This window comes from Bradyrhizobium monzae, assembly GCF_021458635.1.
In the GTDB taxonomy this organism is placed as follows: domain Bacteria; phylum Pseudomonadota; class Alphaproteobacteria; order Rhizobiales; family Xanthobacteraceae; genus Bradyrhizobium.
On sequence record NZ_JAIRDQ010000001.1, the window covers coordinates 743,604 to 768,006 of the forward strand.

Annotated in this window: 19 protein-coding genes; 11 read left to right on the top strand and 8 right to left on the bottom strand. The window is 63.3% G+C overall.

The annotated features are described in order from the left end of the window. Nucleotides 1–16: 16 nt before the first annotated feature. The 5 genes from K3F49_RS03775 to K3F49_RS03795 all read right to left on the bottom strand — a co-directional run bounded on the left by K3F49_RS03775 (nucleotide 17) and on the right by K3F49_RS03795 (nucleotide 4,745). On the bottom strand, nucleotides 17–736 hold the full coding sequence (locus tag K3F49_RS03775; RefSeq protein ID WP_234679553.1) for an ABC transporter ATP-binding protein: 720 nt from the start codon (nucleotides 734–736) through the stop codon (nucleotides 17–19). After that, the gene (locus tag K3F49_RS03780; protein ID WP_234679554.1) at nucleotides 729–1,484 is read right to left on the bottom strand and encodes an ABC transporter ATP-binding protein; all 756 of its coding nucleotides are present in this window, start codon (nucleotides 1,482–1,484) and stop codon (nucleotides 729–731) included. The genes K3F49_RS03775 and K3F49_RS03780 overlap by 8 nt, the downstream gene beginning before the upstream one ends. Continuing rightward, nucleotides 1,481–2,509 carry a branched-chain amino acid ABC transporter permease gene (locus tag K3F49_RS03785; protein ID WP_234679555.1) on the bottom strand — a complete coding sequence of 343 codons (1,029 nt, stop codon included), beginning with the start codon at nucleotides 2,507–2,509 and terminating at the stop codon, nucleotides 1,481–1,483. The genes K3F49_RS03780 and K3F49_RS03785 overlap by 4 nt, the downstream gene beginning before the upstream one ends. Before the next feature lie 8 nt (nucleotides 2,510–2,517). After that, entirely contained in the window at nucleotides 2,518–3,387 is an 870-nt protein-coding gene (locus K3F49_RS03790) for a branched-chain amino acid ABC transporter permease (RefSeq protein ID WP_234679556.1), read from the bottom strand. Nucleotides 3,388–3,554: 167 nt separating this feature from the next. Then, entirely contained in the window at nucleotides 3,555–4,745 is a 1,191-nt protein-coding gene (locus K3F49_RS03795) for an ABC transporter substrate-binding protein (protein ID WP_234679557.1), read from the bottom strand. 532 nt (nucleotides 4,746–5,277) lie between these two features. Between K3F49_RS03795 and K3F49_RS03800 the strand changes: the two genes are divergently transcribed. Next, on the top strand, nucleotides 5,278–5,562 hold the full coding sequence (locus tag K3F49_RS03800) for a hypothetical protein (protein ID WP_452100362.1): 285 nt from the start codon (nucleotides 5,278–5,280) through the stop codon (nucleotides 5,560–5,562). Nucleotides 5,563–5,607: 45 nt separating this feature from the next. Here the strand turns inward: K3F49_RS03800 and purU are convergent, their stop codons facing one another. Continuing rightward, nucleotides 5,608–6,471, bottom strand: a complete 864-nt coding sequence (purU, locus tag K3F49_RS03805) for a formyltetrahydrofolate deformylase (protein WP_234679559.1) — start codon at nucleotides 6,469–6,471, stop codon at nucleotides 5,608–5,610. A gap of 145 nt (nucleotides 6,472–6,616) precedes the next feature. On the opposite strand from purU, the gene K3F49_RS03810 reads away from it, so the two are divergent. Continuing rightward, the gene (locus K3F49_RS03810) at nucleotides 6,617–7,459 is read left to right on the top strand and encodes a uroporphyrinogen-III synthase (protein ID WP_234679560.1); all 843 of its coding nucleotides are present in this window, start codon (nucleotides 6,617–6,619) and stop codon (nucleotides 7,457–7,459) included. 119 nt (nucleotides 7,460–7,578) lie between these two features. Further along, nucleotides 7,579–8,835 carry an MFS transporter gene (locus tag K3F49_RS03815; protein WP_234679561.1) on the top strand — a complete coding sequence of 419 codons (1,257 nt, stop codon included), beginning with the start codon at nucleotides 7,579–7,581 and terminating at the stop codon, nucleotides 8,833–8,835. On the opposite strand, the gene K3F49_RS03820 is transcribed toward K3F49_RS03815, so the two are convergent. Further along, nucleotides 8,832–9,506, bottom strand: a complete 675-nt coding sequence (locus tag K3F49_RS03820; RefSeq protein WP_234679562.1) for a Crp/Fnr family transcriptional regulator — start codon at nucleotides 9,504–9,506, stop codon at nucleotides 8,832–8,834. The genes K3F49_RS03815 and K3F49_RS03820 overlap by 4 nt on opposite strands. A 338-nt stretch (nucleotides 9,507–9,844) precedes the next feature. On the opposite strand from K3F49_RS03820, the gene K3F49_RS03825 reads away from it, so the two are divergent. From K3F49_RS03825 to K3F49_RS03850, 6 genes are all read left to right on the top strand, one after another. Beyond that, nucleotides 9,845–10,666 carry an ABC transporter ATP-binding protein gene (locus tag K3F49_RS03825; protein ID WP_234679563.1) on the top strand — a complete coding sequence of 274 codons (822 nt, stop codon included), beginning with the start codon at nucleotides 9,845–9,847 and terminating at the stop codon, nucleotides 10,664–10,666. Beyond that, nucleotides 10,663–12,594: a long-chain fatty acid--CoA ligase gene (locus K3F49_RS03830; RefSeq protein WP_234679564.1), complete on the top strand. Its 1,932-nt coding sequence runs from the start codon at nucleotides 10,663–10,665 to the stop codon at nucleotides 12,592–12,594. Before K3F49_RS03825 ends, K3F49_RS03830 begins: the two co-directional genes overlap by 4 nt. 211 nt (nucleotides 12,595–12,805) lie before the next feature. Next, complete coding sequence (locus K3F49_RS03835) at nucleotides 12,806–13,699, top strand: branched-chain amino acid ABC transporter permease (protein WP_234679565.1); 894 nt, start codon at nucleotides 12,806–12,808, stop codon at nucleotides 13,697–13,699. Between the two features lie 3 nt (nucleotides 13,700–13,702). After that, nucleotides 13,703–14,776 (top strand): branched-chain amino acid ABC transporter permease, encoded by a 1,074-nt coding sequence (locus tag K3F49_RS03840; protein ID WP_234679566.1) that lies wholly within the window; start codon nucleotides 13,703–13,705, stop codon nucleotides 14,774–14,776. 43 nt (nucleotides 14,777–14,819) lie between these two features. Then, nucleotides 14,820–16,103, top strand: coding sequence for an ABC transporter substrate-binding protein (locus tag K3F49_RS03845; protein WP_234679567.1), 1,284 nt, complete (start codon nucleotides 14,820–14,822; stop codon nucleotides 16,101–16,103). Between the two features lie 146 nt (nucleotides 16,104–16,249). Beyond that, a complete protein-coding gene (locus tag K3F49_RS03850; RefSeq protein ID WP_234679568.1) occupies nucleotides 16,250–17,089 on the top strand; it encodes an ABC transporter ATP-binding protein in 840 nt (279 codons plus the stop codon). A gap of 65 nt (nucleotides 17,090–17,154) precedes the next feature. Here the strand turns inward: K3F49_RS03850 and K3F49_RS03855 are convergent, their stop codons facing one another. Next, the gene (locus tag K3F49_RS03855) at nucleotides 17,155–18,306 is read right to left on the bottom strand and encodes an AGE family epimerase/isomerase (protein WP_234679569.1); all 1,152 of its coding nucleotides are present in this window, start codon (nucleotides 18,304–18,306) and stop codon (nucleotides 17,155–17,157) included. An 86-nt stretch (nucleotides 18,307–18,392) separates the two neighbouring features. On the opposite strand from K3F49_RS03855, the gene K3F49_RS03860 reads away from it, so the two are divergent. Both K3F49_RS03860 and K3F49_RS03870 read left to right on the top strand, forming a co-directional pair. After that, entirely contained in the window at nucleotides 18,393–19,616 is a 1,224-nt protein-coding gene (locus K3F49_RS03860) for a phenylacetate--CoA ligase family protein (protein WP_234679570.1), read from the top strand. Nucleotides 19,617–20,648: 1,032 nt separating this feature from the next. Beyond that, a complete protein-coding gene (locus tag K3F49_RS03870) occupies nucleotides 20,649–23,714 on the top strand; it encodes a M10 family metallopeptidase C-terminal domain-containing protein (protein ID WP_346657294.1) in 3,066 nt (1,021 codons plus the stop codon). The last annotated feature ends 689 nt before the right edge of the window (nucleotides 23,715–24,403 follow it).

Below are 24,403 nucleotides of genomic sequence, written 5' to 3' on the forward strand. Positions count from 1 at the left end.
TTGAACTCCCGAGAATTTATGAGTGGGCCGCCGCCCCTGCGACGCCGAGATAGCGCTCCAGAACCGACGGGTCGGCCTTCAGCGCGGCGCTCGGGGCGTCGTGGACGATCGTTCCGCGCTCCAATATCACAACACGGTCGGCGAGCCCCAGAATCTTTTGCGCGTTCTGCTCGACGATGATCGAGCAGATGCCGCCCGCCCGGGTAATGGTCCCGATCGCCTTCAGAAGCTCCTCGACGATGATGGGGGCCAGGCCCTCGGTCGGCTCGTCCAGCAACAGAACCTTTGGGTTGAGGGTCAGCGCACGGCCGATCGCCAGCATCTGCTGCTCGCCGCCGGAGAGCTGGTTGCCGAAATTGCTCCGCCGCTCCTTCAACCGCGGGAACATCTCGTAGACCTTCTCGACGGTCCAGGGACCGGGCTGCGCCACCGCGGTCATGTTCTCCTCCACCGTCAGCGAGCGGAAGATGTTGCGCTCCTGCGGCACCCAGCCGATGCCGGCGCGCGCCCGCCGGTCCGGCCGCATGGTCGTGACGTCGGTGCCGCCGAGGATGACATTACCGGCGAAACGGCGGGTGACGCCGACGATGGAATTGATCAGCGTGGTCTTGCCGGTGCCGTTACGCCCGAGCAGCGCCAGCACCTGCCCCTCGGCAAGACGCAGGGACATGTTGGGCAGCACCACGGCCTCGCCATAACCGGCGCGAAGTGAGTCGATTGCGAGCAGGTCAGACATTGACCGCCTCCTCGCCGAGATAGACCGCCTTCACCTGCGGATCGCGCGCGACCCGGTCGGGCGGGCCTTCGGTCAGTAGCGCGCCGGAGACCAGCACCGAGATGCGGTCGGCAAAGGAGAACACGAGATCCATGTCGTGCTCGATCAGGAGCACGGTCACGTCGCGTGGCAGGCTACCTACGACGGCGAGAATGTCATGACGCTCGCTTTCCGGCACGCCGGCGGCGGGCTCGTCGAGCAGCAGCACGCGCGGCTTGGCAGCGATCGCGACCGCGATCTCGAGCAGGCGCTGCTTGCCGTAAGGCAGCGTCACCGTCTCTTCGTTCATGACGTCGAGCAGATGGAAACGCGTCAGGAGATCGGCGATCTCGTCATTGACATCGTTCCGCGTGCCCATTCGCCGCCACCAGTCGCCGCCATGGCCGAGGCGCTCGGAGACGGCAAGGCCGATGGTCTCCAAGGGCGTGAGATCAGGATAGAGCTGGTTGATCTGGAAGGTGCGCGACAGGCCGCGCAGCACGCGCTTGTGCACGGGCAGATCGGTGATGTCCTCGCCTTCGAGCAGGATACGGCCCGAGTTCGGCTTGAGCACGCCGGTGAGCTGGTTGATCACAGTGGTCTTGCCGGCACCGTTCGGGCCGATCAGTGCATGGCGAGCGCCCTGCTCGATCTTCAGCGACAGGTCGCGGGTGACGCGCAGGCCACCAAACGTCTTTTCGAGATTTTGCGTTTCGAGCGCGATGGTCATGCGTCGCTCTCCGGCACAGCGACGACGGCCTTGCGTCCGGCGACCTGCTTGATGACCAGATTCGGGACGTACAGCACCCAGCGATGCAGGCGCTGGCGGCCGACCAGCACGATCACGACCAGCACGAGGCCGATCCAGAACTGCCAATATTGCGGGGTGATGGTGGAGAACACTTCCTGGAGGATACGGAAGATCACCGCGCCGATCAGCCCGCCATAGAGATAGCCGGCGCCGCCGATGACGAGCACCAGCATCAGATCGGCGGAGCGGTCGAAGGCGAACACATCGAGTGAGGCGATCGCCGTGGTCTGGGTGAACAGCGCGCCTGCGATGCCTGCGTAGAGCGCCGCGAGCGTATAGATCGCGATCAGGCGGCGGTTGACCGGGATGCCGATGGCAGCGGCGCGGAGCGGATTGTTCTTGATCGCACGCAGCGACAGGCCGAACGGCGAATGCACGATGCGGCGGGCCAGAAGGAACAACACGAACAGCACGGCCAGCGAATAGAAGAAGCCGGCCTTGCCGAACATGTCGAACGGAATCTCGCCGAGGATCGGCTGCATCTCGATGCCCTGCAGGCCGTCGGTGCCGCCGGTGATGTTGGAGAAGCGCTCGGCGAGTGCCTCCAGCAGCAGCGCAATGCCGAGCGTCACCATCAGCCGGGTCAGGTCGACGCCGCGGATCACCAGGAAGCTGGTGGCGAAGCCGAGCACCATCGCGGCGAGGCCTGCGGCAATCAGCGCCAGCACCGGCTCGTTGATGATGCCGTGCAGCGCGAGCAACCCTGCGGCGTAGGCGCCGACGCCGAAGAAGGCAGCGTGGCCGAGCGAGACGATGCCGGCATAGCCGAGGATGAGATCGAGCGACATCGCAAACAGCGCCAGCCGCAGGATGTCGGTCATGATCAGATAGCGCGTGGGAAACACAAAGCCGCAGGCGAGCACGGCGAGCCAGAAGGCGGCCTCGCCATAGTGCCAGCGCGCCTGCCGCTGGGCGTAATGACCGACGTCGGAAGAGGCGTTCATCGGCAAACTCAGCGTGCGGCCGTGCGGCCGAACAGGCCGTTCGGGCGCCAGATCAGGATCACGATCATCATGGTGTAGATCACGAAGGGTCCCATCTTCGGCACGTAATATTTGCCGGCGACGTCGCCGATGCCGAGCAGGAGCGATGCCAAGAACGGGCCGGTGATCGAGGACGAGCCGCCGACGGTGACCACGATCAGGAAGTAGATCATGAACTTCAGCGGGAAATACGGATCGAGGCCGAGGATCTCGGCGCTCAGCGCGCCGCCGAGACCGGCGAGGCCACATCCAAACGCGAAGGTAAAGGCAAACACCTGCGGCACGTTGATGCCGAGGCCGCTCGCGGCGCGCGGGTCATCGACGGCGGCGCGAAGGCGGCTACCGAAGCGGGTCCTGGCCAGCACCATTTGCAGACCGATGGTGAGCAGGCCGCAGATCACGATGATCATCAGCCGGTAGCGGCCGATGCCGACGCCGAACACGTCGAACTGGCCCTGCAGCGCGGCCGGCAGATTGATGAAGACGCGCGACGAGCCCTGGATGTAGTCGACGGCCGCGACCGACATGAACGTCAGCCCGATCGTGAACAGCACCTGGTCGAGATGACTGCGCGCGTAGAGATGGCGATAGAGCGTACGCTCGAGCACGATGCCGATCGCGGCTGCGGAGACGAAGGCGAGCGGCAGCGCGGCGAAGAACGGCCACCCCATCCTGTTGACCAGCACCATGCAGACATAGCCGCCGGCCATGGCGAAGGCGCCATGGGCGAGGTTGACGAAGTTCATCAGGCCGAGCGTAACCGCGAGCCCGCAGGCGAGCACGAACAGCAGCATGCCGTAGGCAACGCCATCGAACAGGTTGGTGAGGATTGAGGTCATCGTCTCAGCTTGGAGTTAGGTCGTCATGGCCGGGCTCGTCCCGGCCATCCACGTTCTTGTCTGGGCTTTCGCGTGGATGCCCGGGACAAGCCCGGGCATGACGCTAAGCGGCTGGCGAGATCCCCGATGCGCGCTAAGCGCGCTCGGGGATGACGCGCTTTCGCGCGTCACTTCTTGGTCTTGCCGAGATCTTTGACGGCCTCGAAGGTCGCGAACTCGACGTTGTAGAGCTCGCCGTCGACCTTATCGACCTTGCGGATGTAGACATTCTGGATGATGTCGCGCGTCTCCGGATCGATCGAGATCGGGCCGCGCGGGCTCTCCCATTTCTGCCCCTTCATGGCTTCGACCAGCTTGGTGCCGTCCGTGTCGCCATTGGTCTTCTTGAGCGCCTCGTAGATCAGGTGGATGCCGTCATAGCCGCTCACCGCCATGAAGCCGGGACGCGTGCCGTATGCCTTCTTGTAGGCGGCGACGAAGTCCTTGTTCATCTGCGAGGGGTGCGCGGCCGAGTAGATGTGCGCGGTCACCGTCCCGAGCACGGCGTCGCCCATGTTGTTGAGCAGGTCGTCGTCGGTGACGTCGCCCGGTCCGATCACCTTGATGCCGGCCTTGTCGAGGCCGCGCTCGGCATATTGCTTCATGAAGTTGCCGCCCTGGCCTGCCGGCACGAACACGAAGATCGCGTCGGGCTTGGCATCCTTCATGCGCTGCAGGAACGGCGCGAAGTCGGGGTTGGCGAGCGGTGTCTTGACCTCTTCGACCACCTCGCCGCCGCCCGCGGTGAAGTGCTCCTTGAAGAAGTTGAGCGCGTCATTGCCCGGCGCGTAGTCCGAGGTTAGCGTCGCCACTTTCTTGATGCCGTTCTTCACCGCCCAGTCGCCGATGATGGTCGAGGACTGCGCCAGCGTGAAGCTGGTGCGCACGATATAGGGCGAGCGCTCGGTGATGATGGAGGTGCCGGCCGCCATCACGACTTCCGGGATCTTGGCTTGCGTCGCCAGCGGCGCGGCCGCGAGCGCCGCCGGCGTCACGCCGAAGCCGCCGATGAAATTGACCTTGTCGTTGACGATCAGCTCCTGCGCGGCGGTCTTGGTCTTGTCCGGGATCGCCGCGTCGTCCTTGACGATGATCTCGATCTTCTTGCCGGCGACGGTGTCGCCCTTCTGCTGCATGTAGAGCTTGATCGCGTTTTCGATCTGCTTGCCGGTCGAAGCCTGCCCGCCGGTCATCGGCAGGATCAGGCCAACCTTGACGGTGTCTTCCGCCTTGGCCGGTGCGACGGCGGCAAGGCCCGCGACGGCAGCAAGCGCGGCCGCCCAAGAGACCGTTTGCGTAAACTGTTTGCGTTCGAACATCAGATGTCCCTCCCCTTCATTCCTGACCTCTTGTGCGCCGGACCGAGTGCCCGGTCCTTGCCTCACTTTAACCCACACACGAGCGATGTCGCGCGTCACAAGGCGTCTTTCGCGCCCTCATTGTCAATCGGACGTTCGGCGACCATTCGGCGCAAGCCGCGCGTCCCGATGACCAAGCGCAGAGCGCGATGTTGCGGTTACGCCGGGGTAACCCGAGCACCTTGGTCCCGGTCGCGCCCATTTGTACGATTGTACAAATAAAATGGACCTGTCAACGAAAAAGCCCGGTCTCCGACCAAGCCAGATTGTCGCGAGCCGGTGGCCGCAGTCTAGAAATGCGACCTGGCGGGTGGATGGAGGATTTCGTCTTTCATTTGCAGAATTTGAACATTAGCGAACAAGGCACCCATCCAGTTCGGTATTGTGATACCCACCTCGAATAAGCCAATTTTACCTTGTTGAAGGCTATCGTTGCTGACCCGCTGGTTATCCGGCGTCCGATCATCCCCGCTCCGAACCCGGCGCCCGCACGATGTCCATGCGTTACCATTCTCTCCTGCTTCTCGTCGGGCTTTCCGCGGGGCTGACCGGCTGCGGCACCGTCAACGAGAAGCTGTCGGCCGGCATGGGCGACTATGTCCCGCAATGGGCCGGCGGCCTGCCCGCCGACGCCCCACCGCGACCAAGCACGCCACAATACGACGCGTGGATGAAGGAACGGGAGCAGAAGCGGCTGATGCCGGCGGTCGATCGCGCGAAGGAAGAACAGGCGCAGAAGGGCGCGACCGGATCGACGTCCGGCGACGCGGTGCGCTAGGCCGGTGCGTTACCTCTCCCAGCAAGAGAGGACAGTTAGAGCAACTCAATCCACAAACACCACGGTCTTGCGGCCGTTGAGGATGACGCGGTCGTCGAGGTGATAGCGGATGGCGCGCGCCAGCACGCGGCGCTCGATGTCGCGGCCCTTGCGGACGAGATCTTCCGGCGTGTCGCGATGGCTGATGCGCTCGACGTCCTGGTCGATGATCGGACCTTCGTCGAGGTCGCGCGTAACGTAATGGGCGGTGGCGCCGATCAACTTCACGCCGCGCTCATGGGCCTGGTGATAGGGCTTTGCGCCCTTGAAGCCCGGCAGGAACGAGTGATGGATGTTGATGCAGCGCCCTGACAAGTTTACCGAGAGATCGTCGGACAGGATCTGCATATAGCGGGCGAGCACCACGAGATCGGTTTCGGTCTTGCCGACGAGGTCGAGGATCTGCGCCTCCTGCTCGCGCTTGGTCTCCTTGGTGACCGGCAGATAGTGGAACGGGATGCTGCCGAAATCGAGCCCGGCATAGACCTCGCGCGGATGGTTGGAGACGATCGCGGCCAGGGTCATCGGCAGCTCGCCGGTGCGCCAGCGATAGAGGATATCGACCAGGCAGTGGTCGGACTTCGACACTAGCAGCATCACCTTGCGATGCGCGGCGCGGTCGCGCATCTGCCACTCCATGCCAAAACGCTCGGCGATCGCGGCAAAGCCGGTCTGGAGCGCGGCCAGTTCCACGGCGAGATCGGCCGCGGTGAACACCACGCGCATGAAAAATTTCTTGGTCTCGACGTCGTCGAACTGCTGGGCGTCGAGAATGTTCTGTCCGTTATGGGCCAGGAAGGTCGACACCGCCGAGACGATACCTGGACGATCCGGACAGGACAGCGTCAGAACGTATTGATGATCGGGCATCGCTCTTGATGACGGTTGGTGCAAAGGCCGCGGAATGATCCGCGATTTGCGTCCTGCTCTAGCACCGACGCGGCCCTTGCGCCAATCCCTACGACGGTGTCAAGATGAGCGGACGATTGCGATTTTTGCTCACTGGAGCACGCCCATGGCCGACCGTTTGACCGGCACCCGCATCCTGATCCTGGAAACCCGCGAGGAGGCGCAATTCTCAAAACTCCTGGCCGAGCAAGGCGCCGAGGTCGTGCAGTGCCCGATGTTCACCATTCAGGATGCGCCGGACCCTGCTCCGGTCGAGGCCTGGATCCGCCGCGCCATCGACAAACCCCTTGACGACCTCGTACTGATGACCGGTGAAGGCCTGCGGCGGATCATGAAACTCGCGCGCGCGCGCCAGATCGACCAGGCCTTCGTCGCAGCGCTGGTCAAATCGCGAAAGTTCGCCCGCGGCCCGAAGCCCGGCAAGGCGCTGCGCGAAGTCTCGCTCGAGGCGCAGCAGACCACGGAGAAGCCGACCACCGAGGGCGTGATCGAGATGCTGGGCAAGCTCGACCTCAGGGGACGGCGCCTCGGTCTTCAGCTTTATCCGGACAAGGATCACAGCACGCTGACCGGTGCATTGGCCGCGCAAGGTGCCGAGGTCGATACCGTTTTGCCTTACGTCTACGATTCCAAGGCGGCGGACGCCAACATCGTCACCGCCATCGACGACATGGCGGAGGGACGGATCGATGCCATCGCGTTGACCAATCTCGGCCAGGTCCGCCGGCTGATCGAGGCCGCCAAGGCCCACGGCAGCGAGGCGAAGTTGCGCGCGGGATTCGAGCGCACGTTGATTGCCTCGGTGGGACCGGCAGTCTCAGGCGAGCTTGCCGCGCACGGCCTGCGCACCGACATCTCGCCAGCCGACGACGCCTATTTCATGCGTCCACTGATCCGGGCGATGGCTGCGGCGCTCGCAGAGGGGAAGCCGGGAGCAGCAGTGAGATAAGAGCCGAACGCAGGGGCGGCCCGCAAGGGCTGCGATTGACACGCGGATCGCCGGCGCTACGTTGCCGAACAAGAAGAAACAACAAGGGCAGGAATCGCCGTGACACGAGTCATCGCGTTGTGAGCACGACTACGCGGCGTTCGGCGCTCGCACCATTCCGCATCCGCAACTATCGTTTCCAGTGGCCGTCCGACCTGCTCACCTCCTGGGCGTTCGAGATCGAGACACTCGTGCTCGGCTGGTACATCCTGGTCGAGACCGGCTCCGTGCTGCTGCTGACCATTCTCGCCTCGCTGCAATATGTCGGAACGCTGGTCGCACCGGTGCTCGGAATGGTCGGCGATCGTATCGGTCACCGCGACCTGCTGGTGATGCTGCGTCTCACCTACACAGTGCTTGCTTCGACCATCATGGTGTTGGCGCTGACCGGCCATCTGGCGCCGCTCAACGTCATGGTCATCGTGACGATCATGGGTTTGATCCGATCGTCGGATCTCGGCCTTCGCAGCGCCTTGCTCGCCGATATCATGCCGGCCGAGCAGCTCGTAGGGGCGATCAGTCTTTCGCGCACGACCCAGGACAGCGCGCGCATTGCCGGGGCACTGACCGGAGCCGGGCTGTTCGTGACCTTTGGCATCGGCAAGGTCTATATGGTGATCGCCTGCCTCTATTTCGTGGCCGCGATTCTGATGTTCTGCTTGACCCGACCCGCGAAGTCCGCGGAACATCGCCTGGTGGAAAGCCATTCCGGCTCGCGGCTGCTGCGCGATCTCAAGGAAGGCATCGTGTATTCCTGGAGCGGGCCGGCAATGGGAGCCGCGCTTTGCGTCGCATTCCTGGCCAATCTCACCGCGTTTCCGCTGACGAATGGATTGCTACCCTATATCGCACGCGACATCTTTCATACCGACCAGACCGGCCTCGGTTATCTCTCTGCGAGCTTTGCCCTGGGCTCGTTGACCGGCTCCATCACGCTCAGTCTCGTCAGTGGGCTGCGCATTGCCCGGCTTCTGATCGGCGCCACACTGGCCTGGTACACGCTGCTGCTGGTGTTCGTAGAAATCAGAACCATGCCCGTGGCGATGGCCTGCCTCGTGCTCGCCGGAATCGCCCAGAGCATGTCGATGATATCGGCAGCCGTGATCCTGATGCGGACGGCGAGCGCACATCTGCGCGGCCGCGTCATGGGCGTGCGCATGATGGTCATCTATGGCTTGCCGATCGGACTGCTCGCGGCCGGCAGCCTCATCGACATCATCGGCTATCCCGCGACGGGCTCGCTCTATGCAGCTGGGGGCTTCGTCGCGATGCTGGCGATCGCGTTTCGCTGGCGCGCCGACCTCTGGCCGGCGCACGCGCCCGCCAATGCACGCTAATCCCCGTATCCGCGCAGCCGCTCAACATTGAGAATGGTGACGCCGCCGTACTCCAGCCGCAGCAGTCCCTCCTTCTCCAGCCGGTTCAGCGCGCGGTTGGCGTTCTGCCTGGACATGCCCGAGAGCGCACCGATCTCCTCCTGGGTGATCTCCAGATGTGCGGTCGATTCCGGATAGAGGATCGGGTTGAACAGCGAGGCAATGCTCCGGGCAAGCCGAGAGGTCGCATCGAGCGTGCGGTTGACCTCGAGCATGCCGATGAACTGGCCGAGCCGCTCGTTGAGCTGACGCACCAGGAAGCGGTTGAAGCCGACGCTGTTCTCGAACAGCCACATGAAGGCCGAGCGTTCCATCAACGCAACGCGGCTGTCGCGCAGCGCGACCACGTCGTAGCGGCGCGGCTCGTTCTTGAGCACGCTGCCCTCGCCGAACCAGGCGCCCGCCGTGAGCCCCGCAAGGCTCGTCTCCTTGCCGTCGCGCGAAACCCCGCCCATGCGGGCAAGGCCGCTCACCATGCCGGCCCAATAATCGAATTTGTCGCCGCGCATGAACACGGTCTCACCGGTGCCGTAGGACCGCTCCGTAATCCCGGCGCGGGCCACCTCGATCTCCGCTGGCGTGAGCTCGCGCGCCCAGGCGGCGACGCGCTTCAGTTGATCCTCTGAAATCATGACCCCGAAGCCAGTCGCACCGTTTCTTCACCCCGTCCTTCTGTTGCACTGCAACACGATCATTCCGGCCACCATCCGACGAAAGGTGTAGGGCCACGGCCGCCCGAAAAACTTTGTCGCAGAATTGTCAGGCCGAAGACATTTCAAAATAGCGCTTTCCCCTATTGAGAGCCACCTCGGGTGATGCGGCTTTTGATCCCAAACGGGTACGAAAGTGGCGCGGCTCCTGACGAGACCATGTGCTGCATGGCCTCACAGTCATGACCGTACTAGGATTGCCCGAGAGGAACAGACGAAGAGCGCCACTCAATGCGCCATCACCGGGAGGGATTTGTTTGGTGGCTACCAGTCTCGAAGTGCGCGGCGTGTCCTTGCGGTTCGGCGGCGTTCGCGCGCTGACCGACGTCAGCTTCGCCATCAACGAGGGCGAGCTGTTCTCGATCATCGGCCCTAACGGGGCCGGCAAGACCTCGATCGTGAATTGCATTTCCGGGCGCTACAAGCCGACCGAAGGCCACCTGTTCTACCAGGGCCGCGACATCACCGGCCTGACGCCGAATGCACGTCCCAAGCTCGGCATCGGCCGCACCTTCCAGAACCTCGCTTTGTTCCACCACATGAGCGTGCTCGACAACATCATGGTCGGCCGCCATCACCTCCTGAACAATAATTTCCTCACGGGCTCTTTGTACTGGCTCACCGGTGCGCGCAAGGAAGAGCTGGAGCATCGCCGCAAGGTCGAGGAGATCATCGACTTCCTCGATCTCCAATCGGTGCGAAAAGCGCAAGCCGGCACCCTCTCCTACGGCCTGCGCAAGCGCGTCGAGCTCGCCCGCGCCATGGCGCTGGAGCCGCGCCTCATCCTCCTGGACGAGCCGATGGCCGGCATGAACTTCGAGGAGAAGGAGGACATGGCCCGCTACATCGTCGACCTCAACGAGGAGTTCGGGATGACGGTGGTGATGATCGAGCACGACATGGGCGTGGTGATGGACATCTCCCATCGCGTCATGGTGCTGGATTTCGGCCGCAAGATCGCCGAGGGCGATCCCGCCGCCGTGCTCGCCGATCCCCACGTCAGGCGCGCCTATCTCGGTGAGGAGGACGAGGTGCTGGTCGATCCCGACGACGCGCCGCCGGCGCAGGAGAGCGCGGCATGATGGATTACGCAGGCCGCGTTGCGCAGGCCGACACCTATCCAAAGATGCTCCGGCTCAATGCGAGGGAGCATGGCAACGAGATCGCGCTGCGCGAAAAGGATCTCGGCCTCTGGCGCCCTTTTACCTGGAACGACTACCAGGCCCGCGTGCGCGATTTCGCGCTCGGGCTGGTCGAACTTGGCCTTTGCCGCGGCGATGTCATCGGCATCATCGGCGACAACCGGCCGGACTGGGTTGCGGCGGAAGTAGCCGCCCACGCGATCGGCGGGTTGAGCCTCGGGCTCTATCGCGACGTGCTCGATGAAGAGGCTTCATATCTGCTCAATTACGGCGAGGCCCAGCTCGTCTTCGCCGAAGATGAGGAGCAGGTCGACAAGCTGCTGGCGCTGGCCGAGCGCGTGCCGCGACTGAAGCACATCATCTATTCCGATCCGCGCGGCATGCGGAAATACGACGACCCCAGGCTGATGTCGGCGGAAAGATTCGCCGGACTTGGCCGAACGCGTGCCACACGCGAGCCGGAGCTTTACGACCGGCTCGTCGACGCCACCGAGGGCGAAGACGTCGCGATTCTCTGCACAACCTCAGGCACCACATCTCAGCCAAAGCTCGCGATGCTCGCCGCCGGCCGCGTGCTCAGCCACTGCGCGACCTATCTCGCTTTCGACCCCAAAGGCCCCGACGATGAATACGTCTCGGTTCTGCCGCTGCCGTGGATCATGGAGCAGGTCTATGTGCTCGGCAAAGGCCTGCTCTGCCGGATGAAGATCAACTTCGTCGAAGAGCCGGACACCATGATGAACGATCTGCGCGAGATTGCGCCGACGTTCGTGCTGTTCGCGCCGCGCGTCTGGGAATCGATCGCTGCCGACGTCCGCGCCAAGGTGATGGACGCAACGCCGTTCAAGCAGCGGCTGTTCGATATCGGCATGAGGTCGGGCCTCGCAGCGCTCGAGCAGGGCAAACGCTCGGGCTTTGCCGATGCGATCCTGTTCCGCGCCCTGCGCGACCGGCTCGGCTTCACGCGGCTGCGCTCGGCCGCCACCGGCGGCGCGGCACTCGGGCCCGATACCTTCAAGTTCTTCCAGGCCATGGGCGTGCCGCTGCGCACGCTCTATGGGCAAACCGAACTGCTGGGAGCCTACACGCTGCATCCCGCGGGCAAGGTCGATCCTGACACGACCGGCGTGCCGATGGCCGACAGCGTCCAGATCCGCATCGACAATGCCGATATCCACGGCGTCGGCGAGATCGTGGTGAGACATCCCAACATGTTCCTCGGCTATTACAAGAACCCGGAAGCGAGTATCGCCGACATCCGGGACGGCTGGATGCTGTCGGGTGACGCTGGCTACTTCAACAACAATCAGCAGCTTGTCGTCATCGACCGCATCAAGGATCTCGCCGAGACCTCGCGCGGCGAGCGCTTCTCGCCACAGTTCATCGAGAACAAGCTGAAATTCTCGCCTTACATCGCCGAGGCGGTGGTGCTGGGCGCCGGCCGCGACGCGCTCGCGGCGATGATCTGCATCCGCTACTCCATCATCTCGAAATGGGCGGAGAAGAACCGCCTCTCCTTCACCACCTACAGCGACCTCGCCTCGCGGCCCGAGGTCTATGCGCTGCTCCGCAAGGAAGTCGAGACCGTCAATTCCACGCTGCCGCCGGCGCAACGCATCTCGCGCTTCCTGCTGCTCTACAAGGAGCTGGATGCCGACGACGGCGAGCTCACCCGCACGCGAAAGGTGCGCCGCGGCGTCATCAACGAGAAATACGAAGGCATCATCGACGCAATCTATCGCGGCACCGCCGACATCCCCGTCGACACCGTGATCCGCTTCCAGGACGGCACCACGCAGAGGGTGCGAACTACGTTACGGGTGGTGGATCTCGGCGGATATGGCCCCATGGCGGAGGCCGCGGAGTGAAATCGCTTCCAGTCCAGCACGCGCTGCCAGTCGATGCGCCCTCTCCCCTTGTGGGCGAGGGCATCTCCGCCGTCAGCCTCACCCTCACTCGGGTGAGGGGTGCTCTCTCCGCACCGTCACCCCTCACCCGTCTTCGCTTCGCGAAGCCACCCTCTCCCACAAGGGGAGCGGGTGCACCGTCATCGCTTCTGCATCCTGCGCGGACATCGACATGAACACCGCCTTCCTCATTCAGCTCCTGGTCAACGGCCTCGTGGTCGGCACGCTCTATGGCGTGGTCGCGATGTCGTTCGTGCTGATCTACAAGGCAACGCAGGTCGTCAATTTCGCGCAAGGTGAATTGCTGCTGGTCGGCGCCTGGGTATGCTGGACGCTGCTCGCCAAATACCAGGTGCCGTTCTGGATCGGTATGCCGATGACGCTGGTGTTCATGTTCGTGTTCGGCATCGCGATCCAGGTGCTGATCCTAAGGCCGATGATCGGCGAACCCATCATCGCCGTGATCATGGTGACGATCGGCCTCTCCACCGTGCTGCAGGCGGCGCTGAAATGGATGTTCGGCGTCAACCCGCAGCCGTTCCCGCGCGTATTCGAGAGCCAGTCGGTCGGCCTGTTCGGCCTCCAGATCCAGACCGTCTATGTCATGAGCCTGGTGGTGTCGGTCGCCATGATGATCGGCATGGCCTGGTTTTTCCGCGCCTCGAAATACGGCCTTGCGATGCGCGCCACTGCGTTCAACCAGCAGGTGGCGCAGTCGCTCGGCATCTCCGTGAAGAGCGTGTTTGCGATGGCCTGGGCGATCTCGGCCACCGTCTCCGCGGTCGCGGGCGTCGTCGTCGCCGTGGTGAACGGCGTATCCTCGGGCCTGGCCGCCTACGGCATCAAGGTGTTTCCGGCGGCAATCCTCGGCGGGCTCGACTCGGTCGGCGGCGCTGTGCTCGGCGGCATCATCATCGGGCTGCTCGAGAACATCGCGCAATATGTCGACAGCGAATATTTGCACTGGGGCAATCTCTACGAGATCGCGCCGTTCTACGTCCTCATCATCGTGCTGATGATCAAGCCCTATGGCCTGTTCGGCACCCACGACATCGAGCGGATCTGATCCATGGCCGGCCCTGCCCTCATCCCTGCTGGTGATTTCCGCACCTCTTACGCGGCCGACACCACGATCTTCCCGACCACGACCAGCCGCAACTTTGCGATTGTCGGCGTGCTGCTGCTCTGCCTCGTGCCGCAAGTCCTCGGCGGCTACTGGCTCAGCATCATGATCCAGATCGGCATCTTCTCGATTGCGGCGCTGGGGCTGAACATCCTGGTCGGCTTCACCGGTCAGATCTCGATCGGGCACGCCGCCTTCTTCCTGCTCGGCGCCTTCACCTCGGCCTACATCTCCAACAACGCGCCGATCCCGGTGTTCTTCGCGATCCCGCTTGCGGGTGTCGTCACCGCACTGGTCGGGCTGATCTTCGGCATTCCGGCGGCGCGGCTGAAGGGTCTTTACCTCGTCATCGCGACGCTGGCCGCCCAATATATCCTGCTCGACTTCTTCTCCCGCGCCGAATGGTTTTCCGGCGGCTCCGTGCCGGCGAGCGCCGAGCCGTTCTCGATCTTCGGCTATACGCTTCGCGGCGACCGGCAATATTTCTACGTCGTGCTGGCCTATGTGCTTGCGAGCTACATCCTCGTCACTAATCTGATGCGCACGCGCGACGGCCGCGCGCTGGTGGCGATCCGCGACCATTATCTCTCCGCCGAGATCATGGGCATCAACCTCACCAAATACCGCACCCTGTCGTTCGGCCTTGCCGCCTTCTTCGCCGGCATCGCCGGCGCGCTCTATGCGCACTATCAGAACGTGGTCTCGCAGGAAGGTTTCGGCATCGAGCGCTCGATCCTGTTCCTCGCCATGATCATCATTGGCGGCACCGGCTCGATCATGGGCACGCTGATGGGCACGGCCTTCGTGGTGCTGCTGCCGGAATCGATGGAATTGCTCAGCCTGTACCTGAAGGGCGGCGCGATCGACAAGGCCCTGTCGCTCAACAACAACATCACCTTCCTGCGCGAGATCGCGATCGGGGTCATCATCATCGCGTTCTTGATGTTCGAGCCTGACGGGCTCGCCCATCGCTGGCGGCAGATCAAGGCGTACTGGAAGCTCTACCCGTTCTCGCATTGAGCGCGGAAACTTCATTTAAACAATAAACCGGAGGAACCGACCCATGAAGATGAAGGCCCTTTTGAGCACCGCATCGCTCGCGATCGCGATTGCCGCATTCTCGGCCACCGCGCAGGCGCAGATCGCCATCGGCCATCTTGCCGATTATTCCGGCGGCACCTCCGATGTCGGCACGCCTTACGGCCAGGCTGTCGCCGACACATTTGCCTGGGTCAACAAGAACGGCGGTGTTGGCGGCAAGCAGCTCAACGTCGACACCAACGACTACGGCTACCAGGTGCCGAAGGCGATCGCGCTCTACAAGAAGTGGTCGGCGCCCGACAGCAAGGTCGCGGCCATCATGGGCTGGGGTACCGCCGACACCGAAGCGCTGACCGGCTTCCTCGCCCAGGACAAGATCCCCGACCTCTCCGGCTCCTACGCCGCAGCCCTGACCGATCCCGAAGGCACCAGCGGCAAGGCGAAACCCGCTCCCTACAATTTCTTCTACGGCCCGAGCTATTCGGATTCGCTCCGCGCGATGCTGATCTGGGCGGCGGAAGACTGGAAGGCCAAGGGTAAGCCCGGCAAGCCGAAATTCGTCCACATGGGCGCCAACCATCCCTATCCGAACGCGCCGAAGGCCGCCGGCGAAGCCATGGCGCAGGAGCTCGGCTTCGAGGTGCTGCCGCCGCTGGTGTTCGCGCTCGCGCCGGGTGACTACAGCGCGCAGTGCCTGAGCCTGAAATCGTCCGGCGCCAACTACGCCTATCTCGGCAACACCGCGGCCTCCAACATCTCGGTGATGAAGGCCTGCAAGACCGCCGGCGTCGACATTCAGTTCATGGGTAATGTCTGGGGCATGGACGAGAACGCCGCCAAGACCGCGGGCGACGCCGCCGACGGCGTCATCTTCCCGCTGCGCACCGCGGTGAGCTGGGGCGGCGATGCGCCCGGCATGAAGACGGTGATGGAGATCTCCAAGATGTCCGATCCCACCGGCAAGGTTTATCGTCCCGTGCACTACGTCGCGGCCGTCTGCTCGGCGCTGTACATGAAGGAAGCGCTCGACTGGGCCACCAAGAACGGCGGCGCCACCGGCGACAACGTCGTGAAGGGTTTCTATCAGAAGAAGGACTGGGTGCCGGCCGGCATGGAAGGCGTCTGCGCGCCCTCGACCTGGACCGACAAAGACCATCGCGGCACGCTGAAGGTCGAGCTCTATCGCACCAAGATCTCGGGCGCGACCGACGGCGATCTCAACGACCTCATGGCCAAGGGCACCATCAAGCTCGAGAAGGTCAAGACCGTCGAGCTGCCGCGCAAGCCGGAACTGCTGGGCTGGTAATGTAATCAGTGTCATGGCCGGGCAAAAGCGCGAACCGCGTCTTCGCGAAGATGTCCCGGCCGTCCACGCCTGACCACTCGGCACGAAGTACGTGGAGGCCCGGGACAGGGCCGGGCATGACCAGCGGAGCAATTGGCAGTACACGAATGACCGACATCCTCGAAGCACCTCACGCCAAGCCAACCGCCGTGGCCCCCGCGCCCCTCCTCGCCGTGCGCAACATCGAGGTCGTCTACGACGACGTCATCCTGGTGCTCCGTGGCCTCAGCCTCGACGTCCCCAAGGGCGCGATCGTGGCGCTGTTGGGCGCGAACGGTGCCGGCAAGTCGACGACGCTGAAGGCGATCTCGGGGCTGCTCAAAACCGAAGACGGCGAGGTCACGCGCGGCGAGATCCTGTTCGAGGGCGAGCCTATCGCTGGCATCGATCCCGACAAGATCGTCCGCCGCGGCATCTTCCAGGTCATGGAGGGCCGACGCATCGTCGCCGACATGACGTCGCTGGAAAACCTCAAGCTTGGCGCCTTCACCCGCAGGGATCGCGGGGTCGACGCCGACCTCGAGATGGTCTTCGACTATTTCCCGCGCCTGAAGGAGCGCACGGGACTGGCCGGCTATCTCTCCGGTGGCGAGCAGCAGATGCTCGCGATCGGCCGCGCGCTGATGGCGCGCCCGAAGATGATCTTGATGGACGAGCCGTCGATGGGCCTGTCGCCGCTGCTGGTGAAGGAGGTGTTCTCGATCATCCAGAAGATCAACCGCGACCTCGGCGTCACCATCCTGCTGGTGGAGCAGAACGCGCGCGCCGCGTTGTCGGTGGCAAGCCACGGCTACATCATGGAGCAAGGCAAGGTCGTGCTCGACGGCACCGCCGACGAGCTGCGTGACAACGAGGACGTCAAGGAGTTCTACCTCGGCGGCGCCGGCGACCAGCGCAAGAGCTTCAAGAACCTGAAGAGCTTCAAGCGCCGCAAGCGCTGGCTTTGACAGAGCGTTTTCAAGCGAAGTGGGAACCGGTTCGCGTGAAGAAAACGCGTCAAAATAAAAGAGTCCTATTCCAAAACCTGCTCCGCTTCCGTGACTGCGCAGAGAACATGATAGAACGACGACGCAGGAATGGTGTCGATCAGCGATTTGCCGTCGCTGTCGAACTGGTCATACCAGCCGCCCCGCACGGGATGGCTGAGGTAATGCCGTTCGAGCCGCACCAGGGCCGCGCGCGCCTCATCCGCCGCGCCCGCCTCGCCGGACTCGGCCTGCGCAATCCACGCTTTCGCGATCTCGGTCTGCGGCCACAGCCGGCGCGTCGAGCGACGGATGTTGCCGGTGTCGTCGCCCTCGTCGACGAGGCAGCCGGTCGCCGTGTCGCGATAGCGCAGCGCGGTCGCGAGCAGCTCGGCGCGCCGCTGTCCGGTCGGGCAGCCTGTGATGCGTTCAAATCCCTTCAGCAACCAGACCCATTCCGCCTGGTGACCAGCCTCGACGCTGACCGGCTCGATCTTCGACCAGTCCTCCTCGAAATATTCACCGAGCGCACACTTCCGCTTGTCGTAGAGATTGGCGAGGAACAGCGCGAAGAATTCGCCGGCGCGATTCTGGAACGACAGATCATGGGTCGCGTCGAAGCACGCGATCATCGCCTCGAGCAGGTGCATATGCGGATTCTGCCGCCGCGGCAGCGACACCGGCAGGCTCTCATGCACGCCGCCATGCGGCGAGCGCAAATGGCCATCGAGGAAGGCGAGCAGCGCGTCGATCTCGGCGCGCACTTGCGCGTCCTTGTCGAGCGCATAAACGGTCGCCAGCGCAAACAGGATGAACGCGTGGTCGTAGGCGTCGCGCCGCGAATCCAGCACCGCGCCATCCGGCGTCAGCCGGTGCACGTAGCCGGGCCGTCCATCGGGCGCCTTGGCCTTGGCCAGCAGGTGCTCGAGCCCCTTCAGAGCGATGGCGCGCCCCTCGGGATACCAGCCCATCTGCGCCGCCTTGGCGTAGCAATAGATCTGGCGGGCCTGCACGAACACACGCCGCGGCGCGGCCGTATCCGCCGTGCCGTCGCGGTGCAGCCGGTCGATGAAGCCGCCCGTTTCTTGGTCCCAGCCGACGGTCGACCACAGCGGGATCGCGTCCTCGATCATGCGGCGCTTCAGGCGCGCGACGACGTCGGCCGCCTCTTCCGCCGGAATGATGCTCTCGTCCGCCATTGCGTCCTCTCCACGCCCCGCCAATGGCCGTCTGATACCCATGCGAGCGGCGGCGTGCAACGGATGCCAACCCGGAAAGACCTGTCATGACCGCCCATTACGACGCCCTCGAGACGCGCGAGCCAGCGGCGCGCGAGGCCGAGCTGTTCGCCCGCCTGCCAGGCGTCCTGCGCAGCGCGATGAGCGCGCCCGCCTATGCCGAGCGGCTGAAGGGCATCGACCCCGCCTCGGTGACCTCCAGGACGGCGCTGGCGGCCCTTCCCGTGCTGCGCAAGTCCGAACTGCCCGCCCTGCACAAGGCCTCCCAGCCCTTCGGTGGCTTCGTGGCGGCGGCGCCGGGGTCGTTCGCCCGCCTCTTTACCTCTCCCGGCCCGATCTTCGAGCCGGAGGGGCGGCAGGCCGATCCCTGGCGCGGCGCGCGAGCGCTGTTCGCGGCCGGGTTCCGCCCCGAGGACGTCGTGCTCAACACCTTCAGCTACCACCTCACCCCCGGCGGCTTCATTTTCGACGCCTCCGCGCGCGCACTGGGCTGCGCGGTGATCCCCGCTGGCCCCGGCAATACCGAGCAGCAGTTCGAGCTGATCGAGGCCTACCGTCCCGTCGGCTACAGTGGCACCCCGGACTTCCTGAAGATCCTGCTCGATGCCGCAGCGACCGCGGGCCGCGATGTCTCCTCGATCAAGCGCGCGCTGGTCTCCGGCGCGGCATTCCCGCCCTCGCTCCAGGCCGAGATCAAGGCGCGCGGCATCGACGCCTACCAGGCCTTCGGCACCGCCGATCTCGGCCTCATCGCCTTTGAGACCGGGGCGCACGACGGCATGGTCGTGAATGAGGATCTGATCATGGAGATCGTCAAGCCCGGCACCGGCGATCCCGTGACGCCCGGCGATGTCGGCGAGATCGTGGTGACCTCGCTCGATCCGCACCACCCCTGGATCAGGCTGGCGCTCGGCGACCTCACCGCGGCGTTGCCGGGCTCGAGCAAATGCGGCCGCACCAACATGCGCATCAAGGGTTGGATGGGCCGCGCCGACCAGACCACCAAGGTCAAGGGCATGTTCGTGCGCCCCGAACAGGTCGCCGAGATTGGCAAACGCCATCCCGCGCTCGGACGGCTGCGCCTCGTCGTCACCCGCCAGGGCGAGGCCGATGCGATGACGCTGAAGGCCGAGGCGGACACGTCAGGCGATGCACTGCGTGAGGAGATCGCAGGCACCCTGCGGGCTGTGACCAAGCTCGGCGGCGCAGTCGAACTGGTCAGCCCCGGCGCGCTGCCGAACGACGGCAAGGTGATCGCGGACGAGCGGTAGAGCTCAAGATTTTATCCCCTGGGCAACAGGGAATTTACAGGGAAAACACAGCGCTCGAGTCGGCGATCAGCGTGAACCACCGCGAGGAAGTGCCATCGAAATAAGCCATTTTGGATACTGAAGCGACAAAGCTGGATCAGGGAAGTCTTGGGGGCGATCAGGGAAGGGGCGCGCTCCGATCAAGGAATGCGGTATCGACAAGGCGGTGCTTGGGATCTTCCTCTGGCAAACAGCCGCCGCGAGCCGCTCTAGAAGCGTCGACACTAACCCTGACCCCCGCGGCAACGGCGCGACAATCGCATGGAGCTCTTGGCTTGGCCGACTCGAGCCGTTCGGAAGGAGCAAATCACCGTCACCTCGCGTTTAACGACATAATCTTCAAGCTGTCATCACCGATCAAATGGGCCGTCTCGCCGATCATCAAATTGAAAGGCTGTAGACAAGCGCAGCGAACCGTCGGCTGGGCCGCATCTTTCCCCTGCCATCATTCTCACGCGGTACTATTGGACCAAGGAACGGCAAGGGGATCAGCGGGGGAGTCGCCGCAAATCTGCGCGAGCCCTTTCTGCAAGGGGATCGTCACTGTGACGCGTAATGAACAACTCAAGCGCCGCCGCCGTACCCGTGCGACGAGCCAGTTCGTACTCCTCGGCGACTGCTGCGGAAGGGTCGCGGGCCGGTGGAACCGAGGGCGCGCGCAACGCCTTGCTGCTGTCGTCCGCGTTGGCTTTTTCGACCATAGCAGGCCATCCTCCTGGGGACAGGTGATTTAGCCAGAAAAACGCAACCAGAGCGCCGAGAAGGCCAGCTGGGAGCAGGTGTGGTTTCATAGGTTCCCTCGCGGATCACGACGGGACTTGAGGACCCGGCATGGTCATCCCTGTCCGTATGTCTACTTTATAAGATCTTTAACAAGACATTGCGGACCAGATCGGGCCGTGCCGCCAAACTTAAACCAAACCTATAGGTCTCAAGCTAGAATCACCTGTCCTCACCCCGAATCGGCTGGGGACCGCTGTCTCGGAGATTTCATTGGCTACCTCTGCCAACGTTAGTGCAACCAACAACGCGGACATAGATGGCCTGCTGGCGGGCACCAAATGGTCCGGCACGATCAGCTATAGCTTTCCCACGTCGTCCAGCACCTATGCCAATCCCTACTCCGGCGGCGACGGCGAACCGACGACATCGGGGTTTTCGGCAGCGCCGACCCAGATGCAGGCCGCGATCAACTACGCCATCGCGCTGATCAAAAGCTACACCAACGCCAGCATCACTTATAGCGGCACGGGCTCCGCCGACATCATGGTCGCGCAGTCGCCGGCCGCCAATCCGACGTCCTACGCTTATTATCCCGGCAATTACGCGGCCGGCGGCGACGTCTGGTTTGGCACGCAGTACGACTACACACAGGCACAGCTCGGCAATTATTATTTCACGACAGCGCTGCACGAGCTCGGGCATGCTCTGGGCCTCAAGCATAGCCAGGAGACCGGCGGCGTCGCCAATGTCGCGGTGCCGAGTGCGCATGACGACAGCGAATACACCGTCATGAGCTATCGCAGCTATGTCGGTGGGCCGCTGACCGGCTACACCAATGAAGCCTACGGATATCCGCAGACCTATATGGCCAACGATATCCTGGCGCTCCAGACGCTGTATGGCGCGAACTACACAACACAGAGCGGCAACACGGTCTACACGTGGAGCCCGACCACTGGGCAGGAGTTCATCAACGGTGTCGCACAGCTCGCGCCGGGGGGCGGCGTCGGCGGCTCCGCCAACCGCATCTACGAGACGATCTGGGACGGCGGAGGTGTCGATACCTACGATCTGTCCAACTACACGACGAACCTGAGCATCAATCTCAATCCCGGCGCGTCGTCTGTGTACTCCTCTACGCAGCTAGCCTATCTCGGCAACGGCCACTACGCCTCTGGCAACGTCTACAACTCCTATCTCTACAACAACGACTCCCGTTCCTACATCGATAACGCCATCGGCGGATCCGGCAATGATGTAATCGTCGGCAACGCCATCGCGAACGTGCTGAATGGCGGCTCGGGCAACGACACGATCACCGGTGGCGGCGGCAACGACACTATCATCGGCGGTGCCGGCACCGACACCGCGGTGTATTACGGTAGCGAGGCAAACTACCTTTTCGCCTACAATGCGAGCACGCAGACCTTCACCATCACGGATCAGCGCTCGGGCTCGCCAGATGGTACCGATACCCTCACGGGCGTGGAGAATTTCCAGTTCGCCGATGGCACGATGACAAGCTCTTTGGTGGTGAGCCTGCTCACACCCGTTGTCGTTGAGGCGTCCGGTGCGACCAGCCTCGTACAGGCTGGGACCAACTATTATCTTGAGACGGCGGTCGGGAGCATCGGCGGACCGGAGCTGAAGTTTGGGGGAGCGGCGCTCACGGCCGGTCAGTTTGGCAGCTCTTGGAGCATCCTCGGTGCAGAGGCTGTCAGCGGCGGCTACGACGTTGCCTGGAAGAATACTGCCACTGGTCTCTACAACATCTGGAGCGCCGACAGCAGCGGCAACTATGTCACAGATCTCCTCTCGAGCGCCTCGCCAAACAGCGGATCGCTGGAGTCATTCGAGACGATCTTCCATCAGGACCTCAACGGCGACGGGACGATCGGCCCTGTCGTGGCAACGATCGAGGCACTTGGTGCGACCAGCCTGGTACAGGTTGGAGCCAACTATTATCTCGAGCCGGTCGGGAGCAACAGCGGACCGGTGCTGACGTTTGGCGGGGCGACGCTTACGGCCGGTCAGTTTGGCAGCTATTGGAGCATCCTCGGTGCAGAGGCCGTCAGCGGCGGCTACGACGTTGCCTGGAAGAATACTGCCACCGGCCTCTACAACATCTGGAGCACCGATAGCAGCGGCAACTATGTCACAGATCTCCTCTCGAGCGCCTCGCCAAACAGTGGATCGCTGGAGTCATTCGAGACGATCTTCCATCAGGACCTCAACGGTGACGGTGCGATCGGCCTCGTCGGGACGACGATCGAGGCCCTTGGCGCGACCAGCCTGGTGCAGGTTGGGACCAACTATTATCTCGAGCTGGTCGGGAGCAACAGCGGATCGGTGCTGAAGTTTGGGGGGGCGGCGCTCACGGCCGGTCAGTTTGGCAGCTCTTGGAGCATCCTCGGTGCAGAGGCCGTCAGCGGCGGCTACGACGTTGCCTGGAAGAATACTGCCACTGGTCTCTACAACATCTGGAGCGCCGACAGCAGCGGCAACTATGTCACAGATCTCCTCTCGAGCGCCTCGCCAAACAGCGGATCGCTGGAGTCATTCGAGACGATCTTCCATCAGGACCTCAACGGTGACGGTACGATCGGCCTCGTCGGGACGACAATCGAGGCCCTTGGCGCGACCAGCCTGGTACAGGTTGGGACCAACTATTATCTTGAGCCGGTCGGGAGCAACAGCGGATCGGTGCTGAAGTTTGGGGGGCCAGCGCTCACTGCCGGTCAGTTTGGCAGCTCTTGGAGCATCCTCGGTGCAGAGGCTGTCAGCGGCGGCTACGACGTTGCCTGGAAGAATACTGCCACTGGTCTCTACAACATCTGGAGCACCGATAGCAGCGGCAACTATGTCACAGATCTCCTCGCGAGCGCCTCGCCAAACAGCGGATCGCTGGAGTCATTCGAGACGATCTTCCATCAGGACCTCAACGGCGATGGTACGATCGGCCCTACTTCTACCTCGAGCGCCGCGGATGCGCTTTCCCAATTGCTGGATCAGAATTTCCGGAATGATTTCCGTTTTGTCGACGACCTGAACGCTGGGGCGCTCGCAGCAAGTCCGCACAGCAAAAGCGAGAGCTCACCATTCTATCGTGTTGCGCACGACAGTTTCGTGTTCACGCCGACACTTGACCAAAGCGGCCTGCATCTCGAAGATTCGAGGAATGCACTTCAATTCGATAAAGGTGCCGATCCAAGATCCTTGTTGGCCATCAATCACGATGATGCGTCGGTCAAAGGCGCTCCTGGTGACGCCATCACCCTCCAGCATTTTGCAATTGCGCAGTCGCTGGTGCATCAAGGCGATTTTCATTTGGTCTAGGGACACTCGGCAACACTCAAAGGCAAGCGCCCGCATAGGAGGTGGAACGACCGAGGTCAATAACAACCTCGCCTCGCATCCCAAATTCCGTCCACGAACGGGTCTGGACGGCGCGAGCCGCGCCGGTCCTTTTGACTGCCGCTTTCAACTGGATTTCCGCGTCCATCAGGTACCATCTTCGTGACGAGCACTGCAACACCACACCATTTCTGATGTTCCCCTCGCCGGCACGAGGGCCAGGCCGTCGGCGACTTCCTTCGGCTCCGGACGCGACGACAAGCCATCGCACCAGCAATGAGCGCGGAGCGCCATACCGCCGCACATTGACGCGACTTGGTACCGCGCCTTTAAGGTCTCCAGGACGATCTTTAGCTTCTCATGCCCGGACCAGAGCCTCCGCCGGTCCGTACCCACCACCTCAGCCGTTCGACTTTGGGCACTCCGCCTATCACTGTTCATAAGGACAATTCTCGAGCAAAACGCCTCATTCCCAAGGCGGCCTTCGCCTGACGGATACACATTTGCTCGGGATAGGACGGAACGAGGCTACAAGCCGAGGGGGGCCGTAAGCGAAGACAAAGATCCCACGCTGCGCCCTAGCGCAGAAACGCCAGTTGCGCCATCGCGAACGCGAGATCGTCAGAGGGATTCCCGAGCAGGTGTTTGAACGGTACCTAGGGTAGATGGCC